The organism is Arthrobacter globiformis (genome assembly GCF_030818015.1).
In the GTDB taxonomy this organism is placed as follows: Bacteria; Actinomycetota; Actinomycetes; order Actinomycetales; family Micrococcaceae; genus Arthrobacter; species Arthrobacter globiformis_C.
Window position 1 is genome coordinate 1,167,099 of the sequence record NZ_JAUSZX010000001.1, and the last position, 21,604, is coordinate 1,188,702.

A 21,604-nucleotide genomic window follows, 5' to 3' on the forward strand; every position below is an offset into this window, starting at 1 on the left:
AATTTGGAGGCAGGCATGAAGAGCCAGGACGAGACGCTTGAGGAATGGTGCCGTCTGCTGCTGCGGGCCTTTGAGCTCGAGGATGTGGACGTGGACATCAACGAGGTGTTGTCCGTCGCGGGAGTAGCTGCGCACTCCGTGGTGCGTCCGGCTGCACCCCTCACCACCTTCATAGCGGGGCTCGCCGCCGGCTTCAAATGCGCTTCGGGCCAGGCGCCTGACGTCCACGCCATGCAAAGCGCCATGGACGTGGCCCGGGCCGTTGCCAAGGCCTACGCGGCCGACGAGGCGCAGGCTGCGGCCGGTTCCCCGGCCGCAGGCTCCGCCGGAACTTCGGCGCCCAGCGGGACCCCGAGGGAATGACAGCCGCGCCCGAGCACCGCTCTGACGACCCCTCCTCCGCGGAGGCAACCCCTGCCGGGGACGCGACTGCTGCCGTCGGCGGAACTGCTTCCGCCGCGGAACCCGATTCCGATGCCGCCGAATCCGCGCCCGACGCCGAACCCGCTTCCGCGGCAGGGGCGCCGGATGGTCAGGGGGAGCCGGAGGCACCGGGGGAGCCCGACGCGCATGCCAAGCACTTGGCGCACACCTGGGAGGAGGCCCGGCAGGCCGCCTTCGACTGTGCTGCCCCGATACCTGCGGCACCCGTTCCCTTGCGCGACGCCGTGGGCCGGACACTGGCCGCGGACATCATCGCCCACCAGGACATGCCGCACTACGCGTCATCCGCCATGGACGGCTGGGCCGTTAACGGAACGGGTCCGTGGATCCTGGCCGAACCGGGACTGCCTCTGGCACCGCACCAGGCGAGCGTGATCGTGACGGGCGGACTGATTCCCGCCGGCGCCAAGGCGGTGCTGCGCACCGAGAGCGGTGTGCTCTCCACCGACGACGACGGGCTGCCCATCCTGACGCTGGGCGGCACCGCCCGACCCGGCGAACCGAGGAACGGCCAGCACATCCGCAAGGCTGCGGAGGAGGCGGCTGCCGGGGACGTGCTGGTCAGGGCCGGCGTCGTGCTTAACCCCGCCCATGTGGCCCTCGCCGCCCTCGCCGGGTACGACGAGGTGGAGGTCCTCGGCAAACCGGTGGTGAAACTGCTGCTGACAGGTTCCGAAGTGGTGGAACAGGGAGTGCCCGAGCCCGGGCGGGTGCGTGACACGTTCGGGCCACAGCTGGCCACGGTGGTGGAGATGCTGGGCGGCCTCTGCCGGGAACAGGTTCGCATCGGCGACGGCTACACGGAATGGCTGCAGGGCCTCGAGGACACAGGCATCGCCGAGGCACAAAACTTGCCGGCCGACGTCGTCATCACCACCGGTGGCACCGGCCGGTCCGGCACCGACCACTTCAGGCGCGCCGTGGCTGAACTGGGCGGACGCCTGATTATCGACGGCGTGGCAATGCGGCCGGGACACCCCGCCGTCCTCGCCGAGCTGCCGGACGGGCGCTTCGTGCTGGGGCTGCCGGGCAACCCACTGGCCGCCATGATGGCACTGTCCACGGTGGGCGCGCCGCTCCTGGCCGCCCTCGGACATGGCAAGCTGCCGCCCGTGCAAGAAGTTCCCTCCGGAACCATGCTCGAACCCGATCCAGGCCGCACCCGGCTGATGCCCTTCCGGCTCCTCTATGGCATGGCGTCGCCCGCGCAGCACACCGGCCCCGGCATGATGCGTGGACTGGCGTCCGCCGACGGCGTCCTGGTGGTGCCGCCGCATGGCGTGCAGCTGGGCGAGATGGTGCCGGCTTTCGCCCTGCCCTGGGGTCCGGCCATTCCCGAGCCCAAGACCGCCGAACCCAAGCCCAAGAGCCCGGCGCGGAAGTCCTCCTCCCGCACCTCCGCCAAACAGGCCGCGCAAAGCGGGCCCGTGGACTGGAGCGCCCTGCTCGACTGAGGTGCAATGATGGAGGCATGAACAGCCACTCAGCGCGGAGTCTCGCATGGGCCGTGTAACGCAACGACGCAAGGTGCACCGCTACGTCCTGGACGGCTCGGCCGCGGCGTTGGAGTTCCCCGTCAGGCACCGCGAGGACGTGCTCGCCGTCGAGGAACCGCTTGAGATCCGGCTGGGCAACCTGTCCTTCTCAGTCACCATGCGCACGCCCGGGGACGACTTCGACCTCGTGGCAGGGTTCCTCGTCTCAGAAGGCGTCATCTGGGACGCCGACCAGCTGATCTCGCTCAGGTTCTGCGCCGGTGAGGATGAAAACGGGGTCCAAACATTCAACGTGGTCGAAGCCCAGCTGCGGCCCGATGTGCCCCTGCCGGACACCGGCCGGCACGTCTACACGTCCAGCTCGTGCGGGATCTGCGGCACGGACTCCATTGAATCGGTGACCAAGTCCTCGCACTTCAACCCCGCCGCCGACCGGCTCACCGTTCCGGTCGAAACGCTTGCCTCCCTGCCGGACCGGCTGCGGGAGGCGCAGGCAGTCTTCGAGGTGACCGGGGGAGTGCACGCTGCCGGACTGTTCAGGATTGACGACGACGGCGGGGCGGAGCTGCTGTGCCTGCGGGAGGACGTGGGCCGGCACAACGCGGTGGACAAGGTAGTTGGCTGGGCCCTGCGTGAACGGCGGCTGCCGCTCACCAACACCGTGCTCCAGGTGTCGGGGCGGGCCTCCTTCGAGCTCGTCCAGAAGGCCGCACTGGCCGGCATCCCGGTGCTTGCCGCGGTCAGCGCACCCTCCAGCCTGGCGGTGGAGCTAGCCGAGTCCGCTGGCGTCACCCTTGCCGGGTTCAGCCGGGGAACCAGCCTGAATGTCTACGCAGGTCCTGGCCGCATCTCCACGCCTGCTCCGGTGCCGCGGTAGGGGCGTGGCACCTTGGCGTCCGCACGCCAAAGCAGTAGATTTTATCCATCGAATAGAAGCGTTGATCCCACACGACAGCTGAACTGCCCGGACCTAAGCTGACCGCGACGCCCATGCCCGCACGAAAGCCAGCACAGCCCGCTTCTGCTTTCACGTACTAAAGAGGTACACATTGCACGACGACCGCCGGATCACGGAAGTCCGCCTGGACCGCTTTCTCCGCGAACGCATTACCCCCGCCATCTATGGTCGTAGCGTGCCGCTGGAGCTCAGCAGCTGGGATGTTCCGGATGAACCCGTCGCGGTTCTGGAGGCGCTGCGCCAGGAGTTCACGCCGCAGGAACACGGTGCCGCCTGGGGACGTCCGTGGAGCACAAAATGGCTGCGGCTCCAGGGGGAGGTGCCGGATGCCTGGGGAACGGCGCCGGATACCGAGGTGGAGATCGTGGTGGACCTCGGGTTCACCACGGAGATTCCCGGCTTCCAGTGCGAGGGGATCGCGTGGCGCCCGGACGGCACCATCATCAAGGCCATCTCGCCCCGCAACCAGCACATCCCGCTGAAGCTCCTGGGCAGCGGACTGGCCGTGGACTTCTACGTGGAGGCGGCGGCCAACCCCGACGTCGCCCAGGGCTGGAGCTTCGCTGCGACTCCGTACGGGGACAAGGCCACCGCCGGAACCGAACCGCAGTACCGCCTCGGCAACATCGCCATAGCCGAACTGAACCGCGCCGTGTGGGAGCTCCAGCAGGACGTGCTGACGCTCAGCGGCCTCATGCACGAGCTGCCCACGGAGCTGCCACGCCGGCACGAGATCCTCCGTGCCCTCGAGCGCATGATGGACACCATGGACCCCGACGACGTCGCGGGCACCGCGCCGGAAGGGCGGGCTGCCCTGGCCGAGGTGCTGGCCAGGCCCGCCTACGCTTCCGCCCACCGGCTGCTCGCCACCGGGCACGCGCACATCGACTCGGCCTGGCTGTGGCCGGTGCGGGAGACCATGCGCAAGTGCGCCCGGACTTTTTCCAACGTGGTTGCCCTCATGGACGAGGACCCGGACTTCGTGTTTTCCTGCTCGTCGGCCCAGCAGCTCGCCTGGATCAAGGAATACTACCCGGAGCTCTTCGGGCGCATCCGGGAAAAGGTGAAGTCGGGCCAGTTCATTCCCGTGGGCGGCATGTGGGTGGAATCCGACACCAACATGCCAGGCGGGGAGGCCATGGCCCGGCAGTTCGTGGAAGGCAAGAGCTTCTTCCTCAGGGAATTCGACGTCGAGTGCAGGGAAGCCTGGCTACCGGACTCCTTCGGTTACTCCGCAGCCCTGCCGCAGATCGTCAAGGCCGCCGGCAGCCGCTGGTTCCTGACCCAGAAGATCTCTTGGAACCAGATCAACCGGATGCCGCACCATACCTTCAACTGGGAAGGCATTGACGGCACACGCCTCTTCACGCACTTCCCGCCAGTGGACACGTATAACTCTGAACTCAGCGCCCGGGATCTGGCGCACGCCGAGCGCAACTACCGGGACCACGGCCACGGCACCATCTCGCTCGTTCCCTTCGGCTATGGCGACGGCGGCGGCGGACCGACGCGGGAGATGGTCGCTGCCGCGCACCGCGCGGCCGACCTGGAAGGCTCACCGAAAGTTCGGATCGGCTCGCCTCGCAGCTTCTTCGAACAGGCCGAGGCCGAGTACAAAGCGCTGCCGGTCTGGGTGGGGGAGATGTACCTGGAGCTGCACCGCGGCACCTATACGAGCCAGGCCAGGACCAAGCAGGGCAACCGCCGGTCCGAGCACCTCCTCCGCGAGGCGGAGCTATGGTGCGCCACAGCCGCTGTCCGCTCCGGCGGGGAGTACACCTATCCCGCCGCCGAGCTGAAGCGGCTGTGGCAGCTGGTCCTGCTGCAGCAGTTCCACGACATCCTGCCCGGCAGCGCCATCGCCTGGGTGCACCAGGACGCCGAACGCAACTACGCAGCCGTGGCCAAGGGGTTGGAAGCACTCATCACCGAGGCTGCCGCGGCACTCCTTGGCGAAGGGACGCAGGAGTTCCTGCTCAATGCCAGCCCTCATGGCCGGCTGGGAGTCCCGGCGCTCGCGGCAGGAGTGCCTGTGTCAACCCAGGACGCAGTGTCAGCCAAGGATGAGGTTGAGGCTACGCCGCTGGATGGCGGCTTTGTCCTGGACAACGGTGTTATCCGTGCCGTGCTCGATGACAACGGGCTCCTGACGTCCCTGCGGGATCACAGGTCAGGCCGCGAAGCGATCGCACCGGGCCAGTTCGGAAACCACCTGGAACTGCACCGCGACACCCCCAACGAGTGGGACGCCTGGGACATCGACGAGTTCTACCGGCGCAACGTCACGAGCCTTACCGACGCCGCGGAGGTGCGGCTGGAGCGGCACGGCGGGGACGCCGTCGTCGTGGTGGAACGGCTCACCGGTTCCTCCTGCATCACCCAGCGCATCACGCTGGCGGCGGGCAGCCCGTCCCTGGGAATCTCGACTGAGGTCGACTGGCAGGAACGGGAGAAGCTGCTCAAGCTGGGATTCCCGCTGGACCTAAGGGCCGACCGCTCGGCGGCGGAGACCCAGTTCGGCCACGTCTTCCGGCCGACCCACGTGAACACCTCATGGGAGGCGGCGAAATTCGAGATCTGCGCGCACCGCTGGATCCACGTCGCGGAACCCGGGTACGGCGTGGCCATCGCCAACGCCTCCACCTACGGGCACGACGTCGCCCGGTCTGTCCGGGACGACGGCGGGACCACCACCACCGTCCGGCTCTCGCTGCTGCGAGCCGCCAAGTTCCCCGACCCCCAAGCCGACCGCGGCAGACACGTGCTTGACGTCTGGGTCCGGCCGGCAGCGGGAATCGCCGAGGCCGTGGAGGAGGGCTACCGCGCCAACCTCGCGCCGAGGACGGTGCGGGGCGCCCACCCGGCCGAAGCGCTGGTTACGGTGGACAACCCGGCCCTGGTGATTGAAGCCGTGAAGCTGGCCGAAGACGGCTCCGGCGATGTCATCGTCCGGCTGTACGAATCACTGGGCCAGCGCTCGGCCGGACGGCTCGCAGCCAACTTCCCGGCCACGGGAATCCAGACCGTGGACCTGCTCGAGCGGCCGGTTGAGGCGACGGGCGTGGTGGCCGGGGCGGACTCCGCCGAGCTCACCCTGCGGCCGTTCCAGCTGGTCACACTGAGGCTCGCCCGCTGAGGTAAACGGCCAGCGCCAGCGCTCAGAACTCGTGCAGCAGGCGCCGGACGAACTGCCGGGTCCGGTCCTGCCGCGGCGCGCGGAGGACTTCGGCGGCCGGTCCGCGCTCCACCACGAGGCCGCCGTCCATGAAGATGACCTCGTCCGCCACTTGGCGGGCGAAGGCAAGCTCGTGGGTGACGATGACCATGGTCCATCCCTCGTCGGCCAGTTCCTGGATGACGCCCAGGACGTCGCCCACCAGTTCCGGGTCAAGCGCCGAGGTGGGCTCGTCGAACAGCAACAGCTGGGGTTTCAGGGCCAGAGCCCGCACGATCCCCACCCGCTGCTGCTGGCCGCCGGAGAGCTCGAACGGGTAGGCGTCCCGCTTATCCGCCAGCCCCACCCTGGCGAGCAGCTTTTCGGCCTCGGCCACCGCCTCGGCTCGCTTGTGCTTCTGCACCTGGACGGGTCCTTCGATGACGTTCTGCAAAACGGTCATGTGCGGGAACAGGTTGTAGTGCTGGAACACCATGGCGCTGCGGTCCCGCAGGTCTGATATCTCCTTCTTGGAGACCCTGGCCGAGAAATCCAGCGCCAGATCGGTGCCCGGCCCCGCAAAGGTGACCGTCCCGGCGTCGGGCGTTTCCAGTCCGTTCAGTGAGCGCAGCACGGTGGTTTTGCCCGAACCCGACGGCCCGATCAGGGCCACCACATTGCCCCGGCGCACGTCGAGGTCGATGTCCCTCAGCACCACATTGCTGCCGAACGCCTTCGCGAGGTTGCGGACCGACAGTACGGGCCTGGCCTGTGCTGAGGCTCCGTGGGCTGCCGTGTGTGCTGCTCCGTCAGTGGGCGACATAGCGGTCCAATCTCCTTTCAAGAACGGACTGCCCGGAGGAGAGCGCCAGGCAGATCACCCAGTAGACCAGGGCAGCCTCGAGGTAGAGCGCCATGAACTCCTGGCTGAAGGCCGCGATCTGCTGGGCGTTGCGGAAGAGCTCCGTGACCAGGATCAGCGAGGCCAGGGACGTGTCCTTGACCAGCGAAATGAAGGTGTTGGACAGCGGCGGCACGGACACCCTCGCGGCCTGTGGCAGGATGATGCGGCGCAGCGATTGGCCACGGGACATGCCGATGGTGTGGCCGGCTTCCCACTGCCCCTTGGGCACCGACAGGATGGCGGCCCGGATGACCTCCGCGGCATAGCCGCCAACGTTGAGTGAAAAGGCGATGATGGCGCTGGGCCACGGATCAAGCTTCACGCCCAGGCTGGGCAGGCCGTAGAAGATCACAAACAGCTGCACCAGCAGCGGCGTGCCGCGGATCACCGAAACGTAGAACCGCGCCACGCCGGACACCACGGCGTTCCGGCTCAGCCGCATCAGCGCCACCAGCAGGGCCAGAGCGAGGCCGATCACGAACGACGCCAGCGTAAGCGGGATGGTGCCGGTAACTGCCCCCGTGACAATAGGGCCGAAGGAGCTCCAGATGAGATCCCAGTTCAACGGCATCTACTTGGTGACGTCCGTGCCGAAGTACTTCTCCGAGATCTTGGCCAGCGTCCCGGCAGTGCGAAGGTCCTCGAGCGCCTTGTCCACCGCTTTCGTGAGCTCCGTGGACCCCTTGCGGAACACAAAGGCGCTTTCGGACTTCTCCGTGGTTTCGGCGGCAATCTTCAGCCCGGCATCCGGGTTCGTCTTGGCGTAGTCGAGGTACGTGAGCTTGTCATTGACGATGGCGTCCACGCGTCCCTGCCGGACCAGCGCCACGCCCTGGGCCCAGCCCTCCACGGACTGGACGTTGGCGCCGGCGTCGACGGCCATCTTGTAGAAGTTGCTGGTGAGCGACTGGGCTGTGGTCTTGCCCTTGAGGCTGTCAAAGCCGGTAATGCTGTTGTTGTCCGCCTTCGTCACGATCACGCCCGTGGAGACCGTGTACGGCTTGGAGAAGTCGTACTTGGCCTTGCGTTCGTCATTGATGGAGATCTGGTTGGCGATGGTGTCGAAGCGCTTGGCGTCGAGGCCGGCGAAGATGCCGTCGAACTGGGTCTCTTGGAAGGCGGCCTTCACGCCCAGCTTCTCCGCTACCGCCCGTGCGATCTCCACGTCATAGCCAGTCAGGTCGCCGGCGCCTTCGGCGTGGAACGAGAACGGCTTGTAGGTGCCCTCCGTGGCGATGACGATCTCGCCCTTGGACTTCACATCGCTGAGTGACGTGTCCGAGCTGCTGGCGGCCGGGGCCTGGGAACCTCCGCTGCCGCAGGCCGTCAGAGCCAGGGCCAGTCCGGCAAGGGTGGCCGCAAGGGCGGAGCGGCGGGAATGGACACGGTTCATGGCGGGTACCTTCTTCTTCAGGCTGCGGCGGAGGCAACGCGGCGGCCGGATCCGGCCCCGCGGTGCCAGTGCGTGCAACGCATTGGCAAAGTCTCTTATTTCGCCATCATACGGGGGCTGAAACGGGCCCTTAAAAAGGCTGAGTGGGGGCGGTCCCCAACGGCCGCCACCACTCATCCCCCCAATGTGCGATCCGGCAGGCGCCACGGCTTGTAAGCCAGGCAGCAACTCCTTTCACACATTCATGATTCTCTCACGGTCTAATGATTTTGTGAATCCCGGGTTGCTACCCATCGGTAGATGACGTTCCGTGACCCCTGGGGCTGGCGGCCTTCACCCGTGCAAGCCAGACCATAACGAGGCCGGAGATGTAGAAAACCACCGCCCCGTTGTTCACCGCGGGCGCCGCCGGGAGGAGCTGGGGAGGCGCGAACTCAAGGCAGAGCCCGGCAACAGTGGCCACAGCTCCGGCTGCCATGAGGGCCGCCCCAGTCCTGACGAGCCCGGGCAGGCTTTCCTTGACGCTGCGGAGCAGGGCAGGCAGCAGCGCGAGGGAGACGTACGCCAGGTAGCCCCGGGCGGCGGCCCAGTAGTACGGCATCAGGGCCTCATTCCAGGCGCTGGTCCCGGCTTCCCTGAAGCCCACTGACGAGGCGGAGGCATCCATCATGAGGAAAATGACCACCAAGGCAGCGGAGAAAATGCCGAGCATGGCCAGACCGGGCGGACCGGCGATCATGCGGTGGGCGTCAGGGGCGCCGAACCCCTTAGTGACGCGGAGCGCGATGAGGTAGATCGTGGCGAAAACAATCAGGCGCAGCACGACGTGGGTAATGTTCCTGGCGCCGAGGGCACCGTCGATGGCCACATAGAACTGTTCGATGCTCAGGACCGCGGCCACCGTCGCCAACATGAAGATGAAGAACAGGGCGGGGTTCACACCGCGCACGGCGCTGGGAAAACGGGCCAGTGCGGCGCCCGCACAGACAACCAGCGTTATCCACGGGAGAATCTCGCTCATACCAGGTTCTCCCAGATTCTTTCGGTCTGTTCCTGGTCCTGTTCTTGCCGCCGCAGGGTTTTGCCGAGTGCCTGGAGGCGTTCGCCGGCCAGCACAGTCAGTTCGCCGTCGCTAAGCCGGTCCAGCGCCGCTTGCCGTGCGCCGGGCGGCCAGCCGGCTTCGGCTTCGGTCACCAGCCCCGTGGCTACCAGTCCGCCTGCCAGTCCGACGCCGGCTGCCCGGGAGGTGGCGACGGCCAGTTCCGGGGCGAGGCGGTTGGCGGTCAGCTGCGCTGAGTAGTTCTGGGGGGCGACGCCGGTGGCGGCGGAGACCCGGTGGCGGAGTTCGCCGTCGTCGATCGCGTCCACCCAGTTCTTCACGGAGGTGGCGTGCGGCGGCGGGCTGAGCTCCGGCGGGACCGCGCCGGTGGAGCCAAGAGGCGCGGTGCGGACAATGACGGCCCGCAGCAGGTCGATGGTGGCGATTTGGCTTACCAGTTCCTTGTCGGTTGGCGGGAAGGAGGAACTGGTGAGGTCGCTGTAAGTCTCGAAGGTGGCCAGCGCGGCAACCGGGTTGATGTTGTAGGCCCGGCTGATGCTCACGACTGTAGTCTCTGCAACCTTGCCCCGCACCAACTGCTGGGCGAGGGTGGTGCGCTTGACTCCGGAGAGTCTGCAGACATCGGCCGTGCTGGTATCCGGTGCTACGCCGCTAAGCCAGCGCTGGAATGCCTTGGCGGGGAGGGGCATGAAACACTCTCTGCTGAACGAATGTTTGACTCATATTAGCGGCGTTCGCCGGACAGCAGCCGGTGCTTCCTGGCGGCCAGGCCGCTGGCAAGCCAGATGAGTGCCAGGCCAACGACGAAGCAAAGGATGGCCGCGTAATTGATGGCGAAACGCAGGAACCCCAGCCCCGGAGGGACGACCGGGAACAGCAGCGAAAGGGGGATCGCGATGCTGCCGGCGGCCAGAAGCGCTGCGCTCGCCCGGAGCAGTGCCGGCAGCGGGCTCCTGATGGCCCGCAGCATTCCTGGGAGGATCGCGAGACACACGTAGGCCGGGTAGGCGCGGCCGGCGGCGCCGTAGTACTCGACGAGGAGGGCGTTCTGCTGGTTCTTGCCTGCCACCTCCACCAGGCCCGCAGACGAACCCGACGTATCCATCAGGACAAAGCACACCACCAGCACGGCCGAAATCAGTCCCAGTGCAAGCATTCCAGTCCGGCCCCGGATCAGCTGAACTCCACGGCTGTCGCCAAACCCGGCCGCAATCCGGAGGGCAAGGAAAAAGATGGCCCCGAAGATGATGAAACGCAGCAGGAGGTTGGCCACGTTCACACCGCCGAGGAGCGCATCGATCGCCATGTAGGGACCGCGGATGCTCAGCAGGATCGCCAGCGTCAGGAGCACCAGAGCATAGAAAATCGATCTGTTCTTCCGGCGGACCAGGTTCGGGATCCGGCTCAACGCCGCAGCACCGGACGCGATCAGGGTGGTCCATTGCAGGATTTCAATCATCCGAGGTTCTCCCAGATCGTTTCGGTTTGTCGTTGGTCCTGTTCTTGCCGCCGCAGGGTTTTGCCGAGTGCCTGGAGGCGTTCGCCGGCCAGGACAGTCAGTTCGCCGTCGCTGAGCCGGTCCAGCGCCGCTTGCCGTGCGCCGGGCGGCCAGCCGGCTTCGGCTTCGGTCACCAGCCCCGTGGCTACCAGTCCGCCTGCCAGTCCGACGCCGGCTGCCCGGGAGGTGGCGACGGCCAGTTCCGGGGCGAGGCGGTTGGCGGTCAGCTGCGCTGAGTAGTTCTGGGGGGCCACGCCGGTGGCGGCGGAGACCCGGTGGCGGAGTTCGCCGTCGTCGATCGCGTCCACCCAGTTCTTCACGGAGGTGGCGTGCGGCGGCGGGCTGAGCTCCGGCGGGACCGCGCCCGTCCCTGTGCCGGTGTCCGGCTCGGTGCGGGCAATGATGGCGTGCAGCAGGTCTGCGGTGGCGATCTGGCTGACCAGCTCCTGCAGTGTGGGCGGGATCGGCGGCTTTCCCAGCTCCCGGTAAGCCTCGAAGGAGCCCAGCGCTGCCACCGGGTTGATGTTGAAGGCCCGGCTGATCCCCACCACGGTTGCCTCGGCCACCTTGCCGCGGACCAGTTGCTGGGCCAGGGTGGTGCGCTTGACCCCCGAAGCCCTGGCCACATCAGCAACGCTGGCGTCCGGCGCGACGCCGTGCAGCCAGCGCTGGAAAGCCTTGGCGGGGATGGGCATGGAACGCTCTCTGCTGACTGGAACGGTGAATTGACGGCGGGCCGCAAGCCTCGATTTTATTTTGCGCGCCGCTTCAACTATGCTAGGTGGTCGAACCCGCTGGTCCGTACACCCCCCAAGTCCGGACCAGCGGGTTCTTTCATGCCCGCCTGAATTTTCGGGTGAAACCGGGCAGCGGTGAGAGGATGGATTGATGACTGCAACCCTTGTTGCGAAGGACCTTTCGGGCGGTCATGATCACCGCACCCTGTTCTCCGGGCTGTCCCTCACAGTGGCTCCCGGGGATGTTGTTGGCGTGGTCGGCGCCAACGGTGCAGGCAAGTCCACGCTGCTGCGGCTCCTTGCCGGCGTGGACCAGGCGCAGGCCGGCACAGTCAGCCTCGCCCCGGCCGACGCCTTTGTGGGCTGGCTGCCGCAGGAACACGAACGCATTGCCGGCGAAACCGTCGCCGCCTACATCGCCCGCCGCACCGGCTGCGCCAAAGCCACCGCTGAGATGGAATCCACGGCCGAGGCCCTCGGCTCGGGGGCGCCGGGAGCCGACGACGCCTACTCGGTGGCATTTGACCGGTGGATGGCCTCCGGCGCCGCGGACCTGGATGAACGGATAGCCCCCGTCCTCGCCGACCTTGGCCTGGACGTCGGTCCCGACGCCGAGATGACAGTGCTGTCGGGCGGCCAGGCTGCGCGCGTCGCGCTCGCGGCCCTGCTGCTGAGCCGCTTCGACGTCGTGCTCCTGGACGAGCCCACCAACGACCTTGACCTGGACGGCCTGGCCAAGCTGGAAGCATTCGTGCAGGGCCTTCGCGGCGGAGTGGTGCTGGTCTCCCACGACCGCGAGTTCCTCGCCCGCTGCGTGACCTCCATCGTGGAACTGGACCTCGCCCAGAACTCGGTGGCCGTGTACGACGGCGGCTATGAGGCCTTCCTGGAGGAACGCGCCGTGGCCCGCCGGCATGCCCGCGAACGGTACGAGGAGTTCGCCTCCACGAAGGCGGATCTGGTGTCCCGGGCACGCACCCAGCGCGAGTGGAGCTCCCAGGGCGTCCGGAACGCGATGAAGAAAAACCCGGACAACGACAAGATCCGGCGCGCCGCCAGCACCGAGTCCTCTGAAAAGCAGGCGCAGAAGGTTAGGCAGATGGAATCGCGCATCGCCCGGCTGGATGTGGTGGAAGAACCGCGCAAGGAGTGGCAGTTGCAGTTCAGCATCGGCCAGGCGCCGCGCTCCAGCTCTGTGGTCGCAACGCTGCGCGACGCCGTGGTCCGGCAGGGCGGCTTCACCCTGGGGCCCGTCAACCTGCAGCTCACCGCCGGCGAGCGGATCGGCATCACCGGGCCGAACGGGGCCGGCAAGTCGACGCTGCTCCGGTTGCTCTTGGGAACCCAGGCACCGGACTCCGGCGACGCTTCCCGCGGTGCGTCCGTGGCCGTCGGCGAGATCGACCAGGCCCGCGGGCTGCTGGCCGGGCACATGAAACTGGCTGACGCCGTCGAAGCCGTCTTGACCGACTACACGCCCGCCGAGGTCCGGACCCTGCTGGCGAAGTTCGGCCTCAGGGCGGACCACACCCCGCGCACGGTGGACTCGCTGTCGCCGGGGGAGCGGACCCGTGCCGCCCTGGCCCTGCTGCAGGCCCGCGGCGTGAACCTGCTGGTCCTGGATGAGCCCACCAACCACCTGGACCTCCCGGCAATCGAGCAGCTGGAGGAAGCACTGGAAAGCTACGACGGCGCCCTGCTGCTGGTCACCCACGACCGGCGGCTGCTGGAGAACGTGCGCCTGGACGTGCGCTGGAACGTGGACAACGGCGTCGTCACCGAACTGGTGGCAGGCAAGATGGAGCAGAACAGATGAGCATGGACGGCGTCGCGTGGCGCTCGCTTTACAACATCACCCGGGCCAAGAGCGGCTCCCGGCCGTTCTCCAAGGAGACCCTCAAACGCGTCCTCGGCTTTGCCCGGCCGCACCGCGGCAGGCTGATCGCGTTTGTGGCCGTGTCCGTCGCCATGGCCTTCCTGGCTGTGGCCACGCCCGTGCTGGCCGGCCAGGTGGTCAACACGATCGTTGCCCGCGCCGACTCCGGCGAGGTGATCCGCCTGGCGGCCCTGATCGCCGGCGTCGCAGTGGCCGAGGCAGTCCTGGGCATGGTGAGCCGCTGGCTGTCCTCCACCATCGGCGAGGGCGTCATCGTGGACCTCCGCACCAGGGTCTTCGACCATGTCCAGAGAATGCCCATCGCGTTCTTCACGCGGACCCGCACCGGCGCGCTGGTCAGCCGCCTGAACAACGACGTCATCGGCGCGCAGTCCGCGTTCGCCGGAACCCTGTCCGGTGTGGTCAGCAACGTGGTGGCCCTCATCCTCACCCTCGTGGTGATGCTGAATACCTCCTGGCTGGTTACCGTGCTGGCCATGATCCTGCTGCCGATCTTCCTCATCCCCGCGCGGCGGATGGGCTCCCGGCTCGCGGACCTGCGGCGCGAGGCGGCCGAAAACAACGCCGCCATGGGCACCCAGATGACCGAGCGCTTCTCTGCGCCCGGCGCCACCCTTGTGAAGCTTTTTGGACGGCCCGACGACGAGTCCCGCGAGTTCGCGCTCCGTGCCGGCCGGGTCCGCGACATCGGCGTGCGGACGGCCATGCTCCAGTTCACGTTCGTGACGGCGCTGACGCTCGTCTCAGCCTTGGCACTCTCCCTGGTCTACGGCCTTGGCGGCTGGCTGGCCATCGGCGGACAGCTCGCCCCGGGCGACGTCGTGGTGCTGGCGCTGCTGCTTACCCGCCTTTACGCGCCGCTCACCGCGCTGTCCAACGCCCGCGTGGAGATCATGAGCGCCCTGGTCAGTTTTGAACGGGTCTTCGAAATCCTGGACCTCGAGCCCCTCATCCAGGAAAAGCCCGGTGCGCTGGCAGTCCCGCCCGGGCCCGTGGCCGTGGAGTTCGACGACGTGCGGTTCTCCTATCCCTCCGCGGACAAGGTCTCGCTGGCCTCGCTGGAGGAGGTCTCCACGCTGGACACCCGCGGCGGCGAGGAAGTGCTGCACGGCATCAGCTTCCGGGTGGAACCCGGACAGACCGTCGCCCTCGTGGGCTCTTCCGGCGCCGGCAAATCCACTGTGGCGCAGTTGCTGTCACGGCTGTACGACGTCGACTCCGGCGCCGTGCGCCTGGGCGGCACCGCCCCGGCCTCCGGCCTGGACGTGCGCGACCTGACTTTCGACTCCATCCGCGCCACCCTGGGCATGGTCACCCAGGACGGGCACCTGTTCCACGAAACCATCGCGTCCAACCTCAGGCTTGCCCGGCCGGAGGCCACCGACGAGGACATGTGGGCGGTCCTGCGCCAGGCCCGGCTCGAGGCCATGATCCGTTCCCTTCCCGACGGACTGGAAACTGTGGTGGGGGAGCGCGGCTACCGGCTCTCCGGTGGGGAACGGCAGCGGCTCACCATCGCCCGGCTGCTGATCGCCCAGCCCCGCGTGGTCATCCTGGACGAAGCCACCGCCGCGCTGGACTCCACGAACGAAGCCGCCGTGCAAGCGGCGCTGGGCGCTGCGCTGGAAGGGCGCACCGCCGTCGTCATTGCCCACCGGCTTTCGACGATCCGTGCGGCCGACGTCATCCTAGTGGTGGAAGACGGACAGATCGTGGAGCGCGGAACCCACACCGAGCTGCTGGCCGCGGACGGCCGGTACGCCGAGCTGTACCGGACCCAGTTCGCCGAGGCCACGGCTGTGGCGGAGGAAGCGGTCCCGGAGTACTGAGCTTTGGGCGCCGGCCCCTGCTGTCCAGGGCCCGGCGTCAGCGCCCGGATTCCGCCAGCGCCGGAAGGATGTGGTCCGTGAGCAGCGGCGCCAGGTCCCCGGGCAATTCTGCCGCGAGGTCCAGCCACCGGATCTCGGCGATCTCCGCGGAGGGGTGGGCCACCCAGGTGCCCGGCGCGGTGAAGACTGTGGCTTCGATTTCCGTGGCTGCCTCGTTGGCGGCATCGGCCAGCCAGACGCCCATGAGGGTCAGCTCCCGCGGATCCACAATGATGCCGACCTCCTCCTGGAGCTCCCGCGCGGCGGCCTGCACCGCGGTCTCGCCGGGCTCGGGCTTGCCGCCGGGATGCATGAACTTGTCCGTGCCGCGCTTACGGACGGTCAGGAGCCGGCCAGCGGCGTCGTAGACACACACGGCGGAAACGATTATGCGTGGATTCACGGTTTCGAGCCTAGCCCGTCTGCGGCCGCCGCCGTTCCGGGCAGCCGCCGCAGCACTGACTCCAGCAGCAGGTCCTTGCGCGGGCCGGTGACATCCCAGACGTAGCTGAACTCGTTCTCGCCGTGGCGGACGTAGGTGACGCGGTAGGTGTCCGGATCGCACCAGTGCCGGTCCTGGCTGGCCTCCGGCGAGAAGCTCATCCGGTGGAAGGGCCGGCCGTCGTGAAACAGCATGTCCATGGCGTCCGGCGTGTCCGTGGGCCTGAGCAGGTAGTCGCGGGTAGCCGGGCCGGTGAAGGTGTCGCCGTCACCGGCAGGCCAGTTTACTGAAGGCCAGACAACGGTCCCTTCCTCGTGGAAGCGGAGCCCGCCGTCGCCGTCGGGGGAAAAGATCACGACGCCGGTGAAGGTGCCGTGGGTGCCGGCGGCCCGGTCCAGCAGGGTCCGTTCCACCGACCAGCGCCCTGCCTGGGGACGGCCGGGGGATGGGGGGTCCGCCGGCGTTATGCCCAGCAGATAGTCGCGGAGCCCGGGCGGGTGCTGCAGATTCAAGTGCCCTCGATTGGAATCGAACCAACGACACCGGCTTTAGGAGAGCCGTGCTCTATCCACTGAGCTACGAGGGCGGGCGCCCGCCGCGGCCGGGTTTTGGACCGGCCCGTTCGGGCACGCTTACAAGCATACAAGGTGACGGCGCGTACTACGCTCTTGGCATGGCCGCCGCAGCTCAAGTCCCGACCGCCCGGGCAACGTTCCTGCCAGACACCGCCTCCACGCGCCAGTACATCGGGGCGTGGGCGGTGCTCAGCGTGGTCCAGTATTTCGTGGCGGAGGCCGCTGTCATCGGCGCCTGGGCCGGACCCGACCCCTACAGCCGGCGGACCGGCCTCATCAGCGACCTGGGTGCCGTCACCTGCGGCCTTTACAACGGCCGCAGCATCTGTTCGCCGCTGCACGTGCTCATGAATTCCTCCTTCGTGGTGCAGGGCCTGGGGATGCTGCTGGGCGCGCTGCTGCTGAGCTCGGCGCTGCTGCGGGTGGCCGCCCGGGCCGGCGTGCGGGTGGCGGTAAGCCATTCCGGTGAAGTGCCCTGGTACTCGGCGGTGGCGGCGCGGATCCTGACCGGGACGGCGGGTACCGGCACGATCATCGTGGGGCTGGTCCCGGAGGACCTGGAATCGGGCTGGCACTACGCCGGGGCCGTGATGTACTTCATCGCCGGCTCCCTGGCGCTGCTGCTGCTCGGCGCCTTGTGGTTCCGGCAATCTCCGCTGGGGTGGTTCGTTCTGGCCTCCGGCGGGGTGTCCGCGGCCGCGCTCGTCACGGCGGCCGTCACCGGCCTGGACGTCCCCGAGCCGGGTACCCTGGAACGGCTGATGGGCTACCCGATCACCATTGGCCTCGCCGCCGCCGGCCTGGTCATCGCCCAGCGCGTCCGGCAGGAACGGCAGGTTCGCAGGGCCTTCGCCCGGGCCCGGGCGGTTCGGAGCGCCTAGGCCTCCTGCGTTGGACAGACCGCGTTTAGGCTTCCTGTTGCGGGGTGGGGTTCTTCGAGGACCGGCGCCCCAGGAATACGGCAGCTGCGCCTGCGAGCAGGCTGGCCACGAACAGTACCCAGCCGGTCACGGTGAGGCCCGAGGCCAAGGCAACCTGGCCGGCGTCGAGATTTACCGCCGCGATCATGGAATCAACGGTGACGTTGCCCCACAGCCGGACCACGACGAACAGCAGCGGCAGCGCCCAGAGCGCCCAGCGAAGCGACTTCCGGGCAACGTTGGTGCCGATCAGAAGCAGCCAGGTGAAGGCGAAGATCAGCGGAAACAGGGTGCCCGCCGTCTTGTGGACGTAATTGAGCTGGCCGCGGGCGTCGGCGTCCAGGGCGCGGCGGAGCTGCTCGGCGTAGCCGGGGTCGAAGCCGCCGATCAGGGAATCGGGCATGGCCAGCCCGCCGGACAGCTGGGTGAGCTGGTTCAGCGTGAGCAGGTGGACGTACCAGAACAGGAAGAGGCTGGCCACCACGCCGGCAATGACAATCAGGTTGGCGTTGTTCTGCGCCTTCGCGGGAGTGCGGTCGGTGCCGGGGTTGATCACCGGCGGCAGGTGGTGCTGGGGTACTGCGGCCTTCGCGCCGTGCTTCTTGATCCGCTGTGCAGGTGTTTTGGCCATGCGTCCATTATCGCCCGCTGCAAACCGGGCCCGCCTGCACCGCAGGCTGTACTGGCCTACCGCGCCTCTGCTGTGCCGCGCCTCTGCTGTGCAGGGCGTGCCCGGCGCCGATAGGGTGGGAACCGTGACGGAACTGGGCAGACACAAACTCGGCAAACACAGTGCCACCAACCTGAGCCCCGAGCTCGACGACTATGAGCTGGCGGCTGAACTGGTCCGCGAGGCCGGGCAGCTGGCGCTGCTGATGCGGCAGGGCGGCCTCGACGCCCAGCGCAAGACCTCGATCTCCGACATCGTCACAGCCGCGGACCACGCGGCCGAAGCGTATGTGCTGGAGCAGCTGCAGCGCTGCCGCCCGGACGACGGCGTCCTGGGCGAAGAAGGCGCCGCGGTGCACGGCAGCAGCGGGCGGACCTGGGTCATCGACCCGGTGGACGGCACCTACAACTTCCTGCAGGGCTCCACCTACTGGTGCTCAGCCATCGCCCTCAGGGACGAATCCGATGTGTTGCTAGGAGCCATTTTCCAGCCCGAGGAGGACAAACTCTGGATCGGCGGCAAGCAACGCGCCACCACCCTCAACGGCGATCCCGTCACCACCTTCAAGGAGGACGGAACCAACCGCAACGCCGCCGACCTGTCCCACCTCGGCGCCGCCACCTACATCCACCCGCGCTGGCTCTCCGACCCGATGTGCGCCATGCCGTGGCACGCCGCCGCGACCTCGGCCGCGACGCTGCGGATGCTCGGATCTGGCTCGTGCGACCTTGGTCGCGTCGCTGACGGGCAGCTTGGCTGCTGGTTCCAGCACAGCTGCCCCGAATGGGACTGGCTTCCCGGAAAAGCGATCGTGACGGCCGCCGGCGGCGTTGCCGGCAGCGTCCACGTCAACGGCCTGGAATGGTTCATGGCGGGAGGAACGACGGCGGTGCACCAGCTGCGTGCCGCCCTCGAGTCAGGCTCTGTCGACTAGATGTCCGTTCGCCGGATCCCCGTCGGGACCTCCCCGCAGCGGGGTTATCCACAGGGCGGAATCCAGTGTCAGCCCCACCGCCTAGACTTGTAGTCACCATGGATATGTTGTTTGACCCCTACGCTGACGGTCCGTTCAAGGCTGGTTCCCACGCCGGTGCCATCACCAAGTCGCGCCCCGAAACAGGGCTGATGGCGCCCGGGTTCGGCGGCGGCCCGGGTGAACCCGCGGGCCGCCCGGCAGGCGGCCCCGCGGCCGGACCGGCTGGTGGGGGCCCGGCAGAGGAGCATGCGCGGCACCACCTCCCTGACGCCGGGGCGCTGCTGGCCGGCCTGAACCCGCAGCAGGAGGAAGCGGTCAAACACTCCGGCAGCGCACTGCTGATCGTGGCCGGAGCCGGCTCCGGCAAGACCCGCGTCCTCAGTAACCGGATCGCCTACCTGATTGCCACCAAGCGGGCCCACCACGGCGAGATCCTGGCCATCACGTTCACCAACAAGGCCGCCGCGGAAATGCGCGAACGCATCGAGGCGCTTGTTGGCGGCAGGGCCAAGGCCATGTGGATCTCCACGTTCCATTCGTCCTGCGTCCGGATCCTGCGGCGCGAGGCCGCCAACGTCGGCCTGAACTCCAACTTCTCCATCTACGACTCCGCCGACTCCCTGCGGCTGATCACGCTGGTGGCCAAGAACCTGGACCTGGACCCCAAGAAGTTCGCGCCCAAGGCCATCCAGCACAAGATTTCCGCGCTCAAGAACGAACTGATCGACGACGACTCCTTCGCGTCCGCCGCCAACCACAGTGACCCGTTCGAAAGCGCCGTGGCCGACGTCTTCAAGGGCTACACCCAGCGGCTGCGCCAGGCCAACGCCATGGACTTCGATGACCTGATCGCGCAGACGGTCTACATGTTCCGGGCCTTCCCGGCGCTCGCAGATTCCTACCGGCGCCGGTTCCGGCATGTCTTGGTGGACGAATACCAGGACACCAACCACGCGCAGTATGCCCTGGTCCGGGAAATCGTCGGCGAGGGGCCGGGGGCGGCGGAGCTGACCGTCGTCGGCGACTCGGACCAGTCGATCTACGCGTTCCGCGGCGCGGACATCCGGAACATCGTGGAGTTCGAGAAGGACTACCCCGACGCCCGCACCATCAAGCTGGAGCAGAACTACCGCTCCACCCAGAACATCCTGACCGCGGCCAACTCCGTAATCTCCCGCAACCCCAACCGCCCCGAGAAGAGGCTCTGGACCGCGGAGGGCGAGGGCCATAAGATCATCGGCTACGTGGGCGAGAACGAGCACGACGAAGCCCAGTTCATTGCCAAGGAAATCGACCGGCTCCAGGACGAGGACAACCTCCGCCCCGGCGACGTCGCCATCTTCTACCGCACCAACGCCCAGTCCCGTTCCATCGAGGACGTCCTGGTGCGCGTGGGGCTGCCGTACAAAGTGGTGGGCGGCACCAGGTTCTACGAGCGCAAGGAAATCAAGGACGCCCTGGCGTACCTGCGCGTGCTGGTCAACCCGGACGACGACGTCAACCTCCGCCGCGTCCTCAACGAACCCAAGCGCGGGATCGGGGACCGGGCCGAGGGTGCCGTGGCGGCCCTCGCCGAGCGGGAGCGCACGTCCTTTATCGCTGCGGCCCGCCGCGCCGACCAGGCGCCCGGCATGGCCACCCGCTCCGTCAACGCGGTGCTCGGCTTCGTGAAGCTCCTGGACGACCTCGCCGAGGTCGCCGCAGGTTCCGGCGCCGCGGCCGCGCTCGAGGCGGTGCTGGAACAGACCGGCTACCTCGCCACGCTGCGCTCCAGCAACGATCCGCAGGACGAGTCCCGGGTGGAGAACCTCGCCGAGCTTGTCGCCGTCGTCCGTGAATACGAGCGCGACAATCCCGAAGGATCCCTGGGCGCCTTCCTCGAGCAGGTGTCCCTGGTGGCCGACGCTGACCAGATCCCGGACGCCCCTGGTGCGGACATCGACGCCGCGGTGGCGGAGGCAAAGCGGCTGGGCGTGGTCACGCTCATGACGCTGCACACGGCCAAGGGCCTCGAATTCCCCGTGGTGTTCCTGACCGGCATGGAGCACGGGCTCTTCCCACACCAGCGTTCCGCAACGGACCCCAAGGAACTGGCGGAGGAGCGCCGCCTCGCGTACGTGGGACTGACGCGCGCCCGGAAGCGCCTGTACGTCACGCGTTCCGAGGTCCGCAACATGTGGGGGCAAAGCCAGTACAACCCGGCCAGCCAGTTCCTGGAGGAAATCCCCTCCGAGCTCGTCGAATGGAAGCGCGAGGGCACAAGCCGGCAGGCCGGCGGCTGGGGAAGCGACGCCGCCATCGGATCGAGCCGGTACAGCGGATCCTTCTGGGGCGCCGGATCGGCCCGCGGCACCCGGGCCGATTCCTCCGCGGGCTTCAACGCCGACGTTCCGGCCGCCGTCGCGAAAAACCGCGTGCAGCCGCAGAAGGAAGTCATTGCGGTCAGCGTGGGGGACAAGGTCAACCACACCAGCTTCGGCAACGGCACCGTGCTCGCCGTCGAAGGCGCCGGGGACAAGACCGTGGCTAAGGTGAAGTTCGACGTCGGCGAGAAGCGACTGCTGCTCCGTTACGCGCCGCTGACCAAGATCGACGCCTGAGCGTGCCGGTGC

General features: G+C 67.9%; 19 protein-coding genes and 1 tRNA gene. 9 read left to right on the forward strand and 11 right to left on the reverse strand.

Going from position 1 to position 21,604, the window contains the following annotated elements:
- The first annotated feature begins 15 nt into the window (after positions 1-15).
- From QFZ23_RS05465 to QFZ23_RS05480, 4 genes are all read left to right on the forward strand, one after another.
- Positions 16-363, forward strand: a complete 348-nt coding sequence (locus tag QFZ23_RS05465; RefSeq protein ID WP_306921102.1) for a DUF6457 domain-containing protein — start codon at positions 16-18, stop codon at positions 361-363.
- Positions 360-1,898, forward strand: coding sequence for a molybdopterin-binding protein (locus tag QFZ23_RS05470; RefSeq protein WP_306921104.1), 1,539 nt, complete (start codon positions 360-362; stop codon positions 1,896-1,898). The genes QFZ23_RS05465 and QFZ23_RS05470 overlap by 4 nt, the downstream gene beginning before the upstream one ends.
- A gap of 46 nt (positions 1,899-1,944) precedes the next feature.
- On the forward strand, positions 1,945-2,817 hold the full coding sequence (gene fdhD, locus QFZ23_RS05475) for a formate dehydrogenase accessory sulfurtransferase FdhD (RefSeq protein WP_306921106.1): 873 nt from the start codon (positions 1,945-1,947) through the stop codon (positions 2,815-2,817).
- 172 nt (positions 2,818-2,989) lie between these two features.
- Positions 2,990-6,034 (forward strand): alpha-mannosidase, encoded by a 3,045-nt coding sequence (locus tag QFZ23_RS05480; protein WP_306921108.1) that lies wholly within the window; start codon positions 2,990-2,992, stop codon positions 6,032-6,034.
- 22 nt (positions 6,035-6,056) lie between these two features.
- Here the strand turns inward: QFZ23_RS05480 and QFZ23_RS05485 are convergent, their stop codons facing one another.
- The 7 genes from QFZ23_RS05485 to QFZ23_RS05515 form a co-directional block, all read right to left on the reverse strand.
- Positions 6,057-6,875 (reverse strand): amino acid ABC transporter ATP-binding protein, encoded by an 819-nt coding sequence (locus QFZ23_RS05485; RefSeq protein WP_306921110.1) that lies wholly within the window; start codon positions 6,873-6,875, stop codon positions 6,057-6,059.
- On the reverse strand, positions 6,862-7,527 hold the full coding sequence (locus QFZ23_RS05490) for an amino acid ABC transporter permease (RefSeq protein WP_306921112.1): 666 nt from the start codon (positions 7,525-7,527) through the stop codon (positions 6,862-6,864). The genes QFZ23_RS05485 and QFZ23_RS05490 overlap by 14 nt, the downstream gene beginning before the upstream one ends.
- The gene (locus tag QFZ23_RS05495; RefSeq protein ID WP_306921113.1) at positions 7,528-8,349 is read right to left on the reverse strand and encodes an amino acid ABC transporter substrate-binding protein; all 822 of its coding nucleotides are present in this window, start codon (positions 8,347-8,349) and stop codon (positions 7,528-7,530) included.
- 286 nt (positions 8,350-8,635) lie between these two features.
- Complete coding sequence (locus QFZ23_RS05500; RefSeq protein WP_306921115.1) at positions 8,636-9,370, reverse strand: hypothetical protein; 735 nt, start codon at positions 9,368-9,370, stop codon at positions 8,636-8,638.
- Positions 9,367-10,098, reverse strand: coding sequence for a hypothetical protein (locus tag QFZ23_RS05505; protein WP_306921117.1), 732 nt, complete (start codon positions 10,096-10,098; stop codon positions 9,367-9,369). Before QFZ23_RS05505 ends, QFZ23_RS05500 begins: the two co-directional genes overlap by 4 nt.
- A 35-nt stretch (positions 10,099-10,133) precedes the next feature.
- Positions 10,134-10,868 (reverse strand): hypothetical protein, encoded by a 735-nt coding sequence (locus QFZ23_RS05510; protein WP_306921119.1) that lies wholly within the window; start codon positions 10,866-10,868, stop codon positions 10,134-10,136.
- Positions 10,865-11,602: a hypothetical protein gene (locus QFZ23_RS05515; RefSeq protein WP_306921121.1), complete on the reverse strand. Its 738-nt coding sequence runs from the start codon at positions 11,600-11,602 to the stop codon at positions 10,865-10,867. The genes QFZ23_RS05510 and QFZ23_RS05515 overlap by 4 nt, the downstream gene beginning before the upstream one ends.
- A gap of 193 nt (positions 11,603-11,795) precedes the next feature.
- Between QFZ23_RS05515 and QFZ23_RS05520 the strand changes: the two genes are divergently transcribed.
- Together QFZ23_RS05520 and QFZ23_RS05525 are read left to right on the forward strand one after the other, a co-directional pair.
- Positions 11,796-13,460 carry an ABC-F family ATP-binding cassette domain-containing protein gene (locus QFZ23_RS05520; protein ID WP_306921123.1) on the forward strand — a complete coding sequence of 555 codons (1,665 nt, stop codon included), beginning with the start codon at positions 11,796-11,798 and terminating at the stop codon, positions 13,458-13,460.
- Positions 13,457-15,370 (forward strand): ABC transporter ATP-binding protein, encoded by a 1,914-nt coding sequence (locus QFZ23_RS05525; protein ID WP_306921125.1) that lies wholly within the window; start codon positions 13,457-13,459, stop codon positions 15,368-15,370. Before QFZ23_RS05520 ends, QFZ23_RS05525 begins: the two co-directional genes overlap by 4 nt.
- 37 nt (positions 15,371-15,407) lie before the next feature.
- Here the strand turns inward: QFZ23_RS05525 and QFZ23_RS05530 are convergent, their stop codons facing one another.
- From QFZ23_RS05530 to QFZ23_RS05540, 3 genes are all read right to left on the reverse strand, one after another.
- Positions 15,408-15,812 carry an NUDIX hydrolase gene (locus QFZ23_RS05530; protein ID WP_306921127.1) on the reverse strand — a complete coding sequence of 135 codons (405 nt, stop codon included), beginning with the start codon at positions 15,810-15,812 and terminating at the stop codon, positions 15,408-15,410.
- Positions 15,809-16,363 (reverse strand): DUF6314 family protein, encoded by a 555-nt coding sequence (locus tag QFZ23_RS05535; protein ID WP_373427849.1) that lies wholly within the window; start codon positions 16,361-16,363, stop codon positions 15,809-15,811. Before QFZ23_RS05535 ends, QFZ23_RS05530 begins: the two co-directional genes overlap by 4 nt.
- Before the next feature lies 1 nt (position 16,364).
- A tRNA-Arg gene (locus QFZ23_RS05540) sits at positions 16,365-16,437 on the reverse strand.
- 87 nt (positions 16,438-16,524) lie between these two features.
- Between QFZ23_RS05540 and QFZ23_RS05545 the strand changes: the two genes are divergently transcribed.
- Positions 16,525-17,307 (forward strand): DUF998 domain-containing protein, encoded by a 783-nt coding sequence (locus QFZ23_RS05545; RefSeq protein WP_306921129.1) that lies wholly within the window; start codon positions 16,525-16,527, stop codon positions 17,305-17,307.
- 25 nt (positions 17,308-17,332) lie between these two features.
- Here QFZ23_RS05545 and QFZ23_RS05550 read toward each other — a convergent pair whose 3' ends face one another.
- Entirely contained in the window at positions 17,333-17,977 is a 645-nt protein-coding gene (locus QFZ23_RS05550) for a hypothetical protein (protein ID WP_306921131.1), read from the reverse strand.
- Between the two features lie 124 nt (positions 17,978-18,101).
- Here QFZ23_RS05550 and QFZ23_RS05555 point away from each other — a divergent pair, with 124 nt between their 5' ends.
- Complete coding sequence (locus tag QFZ23_RS05555) at positions 18,102-18,950, forward strand: inositol monophosphatase family protein (RefSeq protein ID WP_306926681.1); 849 nt, start codon at positions 18,102-18,104, stop codon at positions 18,948-18,950.
- 98 nt (positions 18,951-19,048) lie between these two features.
- A complete protein-coding gene (gene pcrA, locus QFZ23_RS05560) occupies positions 19,049-21,592 on the forward strand; it encodes a DNA helicase PcrA (RefSeq protein ID WP_306921133.1) in 2,544 nt (847 codons plus the stop codon).
- Positions 21,593-21,604: the final 12 nt, after the last annotated feature.

Excerpts from the sequence above, each read along its gene's own strand:
- QFZ23_RS05505 (WP_306921117.1), bottom strand. The coding sequence starts at position 10,098 with ATGCCCCTCCCCGCCAAGGCATTCCAGCGCTGGCTTAGCGGCGTAGCA.
- QFZ23_RS05550 (WP_306921131.1), bottom strand. The coding sequence starts at position 17,977 with ATGGCCAAAACACCTGCACAGCGGATCAAGAAGCACGGCGCGAAGGCC.
- QFZ23_RS05520 (WP_306921123.1), top strand. The coding sequence starts at position 11,796 with ATGACTGCAACCCTTGTTGCGAAGGACCTTTCGGGCGGTCATGATCAC.
- QFZ23_RS05485 (WP_306921110.1), bottom strand. The coding sequence starts at position 6,875 with ATGTCGCCCACTGACGGAGCAGCACACACGGCAGCCCACGGAGCCTCA.
- QFZ23_RS05515 (WP_306921121.1), bottom strand. The coding sequence starts at position 11,602 with ATGCCCATCCCCGCCAAGGCTTTCCAGCGCTGGCTGCACGGCGTCGCG.
- QFZ23_RS05500 (WP_306921115.1), bottom strand. The coding sequence starts at position 9,370 with ATGAGCGAGATTCTCCCGTGGATAACGCTGGTTGTCTGTGCGGGCGCC.
- QFZ23_RS05490 (WP_306921112.1), bottom strand. The coding sequence starts at position 7,527 with ATGCCGTTGAACTGGGATCTCATCTGGAGCTCCTTCGGCCCTATTGTC.
- QFZ23_RS05465 (WP_306921102.1), top strand. The coding sequence starts at position 16 with ATGAAGAGCCAGGACGAGACGCTTGAGGAATGGTGCCGTCTGCTGCTG.
- QFZ23_RS05525 (WP_306921125.1), top strand. The coding sequence starts at position 13,457 with ATGAGCATGGACGGCGTCGCGTGGCGCTCGCTTTACAACATCACCCGG.
- fdhD (WP_306921106.1), top strand. The coding sequence starts at position 1,945 with ATGGGCCGTGTAACGCAACGACGCAAGGTGCACCGCTACGTCCTGGAC.
- QFZ23_RS05510 (WP_306921119.1), bottom strand. The coding sequence starts at position 10,868 with ATGATTGAAATCCTGCAATGGACCACCCTGATCGCGTCCGGTGCTGCG.
- pcrA (WP_306921133.1), top strand. The coding sequence starts at position 19,049 with ATGGATATGTTGTTTGACCCCTACGCTGACGGTCCGTTCAAGGCTGGT.
- QFZ23_RS05470 (WP_306921104.1), top strand. The coding sequence starts at position 360 with ATGACAGCCGCGCCCGAGCACCGCTCTGACGACCCCTCCTCCGCGGAG.
- QFZ23_RS05495 (WP_306921113.1), bottom strand. The coding sequence starts at position 8,349 with ATGAACCGTGTCCATTCCCGCCGCTCCGCCCTTGCGGCCACCCTTGCC.
- QFZ23_RS05545 (WP_306921129.1), top strand. The coding sequence starts at position 16,525 with ATGGCCGCCGCAGCTCAAGTCCCGACCGCCCGGGCAACGTTCCTGCCA.